Here is a 3056-nt window from a genome sequence, read left to right as displayed (position 1 = left end):
ATTGGATGGAACGTTGACTAAGTAAGAAACCGAGAATCAACTGAAAGTGAATCTTTCACCTAACGGATAGCTTCATCGCTGGAGCTAGAGGTTAGGAACCAACCCGTGAGGTAACTCACATGGTTAAGTTAGAAAGGGCGCACGGTGGATGCCTTGGCACTAGGAGCCGAAGAAGGACGGGACTAACACCGATATGCTTTGGGGAGCTGTACGTAAGCGTTGATCCAGAGATTTCCGAATGGGGGAACCCACTATCTTTAGTCGGATAGTATCCTTACGTGAATACATAGCGTAAGGAAGGCAGACCCAGGGAACTGAAACATCTAAGTACCTGGAGGAAGAGAAAGAAAAATCGATTTCCTGAGTAGCGGCGAGCGAAACGGAAAGAGCCCAAACCAAGAAGCTTGCTTCTTGGGGTTGTAGGACACTCTATACGGAGTTACAAAGGAATGTGGTAAACGAAGTGGTCTGGAAAGGCCCGCCAAAGAAGGTAACAGCCCTGTAATTGAAAGCATATTCCCTCCAGAGTGGATCCTGAGTACGGCGGAACACGTGAAATTCCGTCGGAATCCGGGAGGACCATCTCCCAAGGCTAAATACTCCCTAGTGACCGATAGTGAACCAGTACCGTGAGGGAAAGGTGAAAAGCACCCCGGAAGGGGAGTGAAACAGTTCCTGAAACCGTGTGCCTACAAGTAGTTAGAGCCCGTTAATGGGTGATAGCGTGCCTTTTGTAGAATGAACCGGCGAGTTACGATTTGTTGCAAGGTTAAGCGGAAAAAGCGGAGCCGTAGCGAAAGCGAGTCTGAATAGGGCGCATGAGTAACAGGTCGTAGACCCGAAACCAGGTGATCTACCCATGTCCAGGATGAAGGTGAGGTAATACTCACTGGAGGTCCGAACCCACGCACGTTGAAAAGTGCGGGGATGAGGTGTGGGTAGCGGAGAAATTCCAATCGAACCTGGAGATAGCTGGTTCTCTCCGAAATAGCTTTAGGGCTAGCCTCGAGGTAAAGAGTCGTGGAGGTAGAGCACTGTTTGGACTAGGGGCCCTTCTCGGGTTACCGAATTCAGATAAACTCCGAATGCCATGTACTTATACTCGGGAGTCAGACTGCGAGTGATAAGATCCGTAGTCGAAAGGGAAACAGCCCAGACCACCAGTTAAGGTCCCAAAATATATGTTAAGTGGAAAAGGATGTGGGGTTGCATAGACAACCAGGATGTTGGCTTAGAAGCAGCCACCATTGAAAGAGTGCGTAATAGCTCACTGGTCGAGTGACCCCGCGCCGAAAATGTACCGGGGCTAAACATATTACCGAAACTGTGGATGAACCTCTTAGGAGGTTCGTGGTAGGAGAGCGTTCTAAGGGCGGTGAAGTCAGACCGGAAGGACTGGTGGAGCGCTTAGAAGTGAGAATGCCGGTATGAGTAGCGAAAGAAGGGTGAGAATCCCTTCCACCGAATATCTAAGGTTTCCTGAGGAAGGCTCGTCCGCTCAGGGTTAGTCGGGACCTAAGCTGAGGCCGATAGGCGTAGGCGATGGACAACAGGTAGATATTCCTGTACCAGTGCTAGTTGTTTGAGCAATGGGGTGACACAGAAGGATAGGGAATCGCACAGATGGAAACGTGCGTCCAAGCAGTGAGTGTGAGAAGTAGGCAAATCCGCTTCTCGCGAAGCATGAGCTGTGATGGGGAAGGAAATTAAGTACGGAAGTTCCTGATTTCACGCTGTCAAGAAAAGCCTCTAGTTAGATTAGTACTGCCCGTACCGCAAACCGACACAGGTAGATGAGGAGAGAATCCTAAGGTGAGCGAGAGAACTCTCGTTAAGGAACTCGGCAAAATGACCCCGTAACTTCGGGAGAAGGGGTGCTCTATTAGGGTGAAAGCCCGAGAGAGCCGCAGTGAATAGGCCCAGGCGACTGTTTAGCAAAAACACAGGTCTCTGCAAAACCGTAAGGTGACGTATAGGGGCTGACGCCTGCCCGGTGCTGGAAGGTTAAGAGGAGTGCTTAGCGCAAGCGAAGGTACGAATTGAAGCCCCAGTAAACGGCGGCCGTAACTATAACGGTCCTAAGGTAGCGAAATTCCTTGTCGGGTAAGTTCCGACCCGCACGAAAGGCGCAACGATCTGGGCACTGTCTCAACGAGAGACTCGGTGAAATTATAGTACCTGTGAAGATGCAGGTTACCCGCGACAGGACGGAAAGACCCCGTGGAGCTTTACTGCAACCTGATATGGAATGTTTGTACCGCTTGTACAGGATAGGTAGGAGCCGAAGAGACGTGAGCGCCAGCTTACGAGGAGGCAATGGTGGGATACTACCCTGGCTGTATGACCATTCTAACCCGCCACGCTTAGCGCGTGGGGAGACAGTGTCAGGTGGGCAGTTTGACTGGGGCGGTCGCCTCCTAAAGAGTAACGGAGGCGCCCAAAGGTTCCCTCAGAATGGATGGAAATCATTCGCAGAGTGTAAAGGCACAAGGGAGCTTGACTGCGAGACTGACAAGTCGAGCAGGGACGAAAGTCGGGCTTAGTGATCCGGTGGTTCCGCATGGAAGGGCCATCGCTCAACGGATAAAAGCTACCCCGGGGATAACAGGCTTATCTCCCCCAAGAGTCCACATCGACGGGGAGGTTTGGCACCTCGATGTCGGCTCGTCGCATCCTGGGGCTGTAGTCGGTCCCAAGGGTTGGGCTGTTCGCCCATTAAAGCGGCACGCGAGCTGGGTTCAGAACGTCGTGAGACAGTTCGGTCCCTATCCGTCGCGGGCGCAGGAAATTTGAGAGGAGCTGTCCTTAGTACGAGAGGACCGGGATGGACACACCGCTGGTGTACCAGTTGTTCCGCCAGGAGCATCGCTGGGTAGCTATGTGTGGCAGGGATAAACGCTGAAAGCATCTAAGCGTGAAGCCCCCCTCAAGATGAGATTTCCCATTTCTTTAAGAAAGTAAGATCCCTGAAAGAAGATCAGGTAGATAGGTTTGGAGTGGAAGTATGGCGACATATGGAGCGGACAAATACTAATCGATCGAGGACTTAACCAATA

General features: G+C 51.6%; 1 rRNA gene. It reads left to right on the top strand.

Annotated features, from left to right (window positions below):
- The first annotated feature begins 121 nt into the window (after positions 1–121).
- Positions 122–3054 (top strand): 23S ribosomal RNA (locus EP57_RS03340).
- Positions 3055–3056: the final 2 nt, after the last annotated feature.

It is taken from the genome of Listeria booriae, from assembly GCF_000766865.1.
Taxonomy (GTDB): domain Bacteria; phylum Bacillota; class Bacilli; order Lactobacillales; family Listeriaceae; genus Listeria_A; species Listeria_A booriae.
The sequence above is the reverse complement of the archived record's forward strand: the minus strand, read 5'-3'. Positions and strand labels throughout refer to the sequence as shown.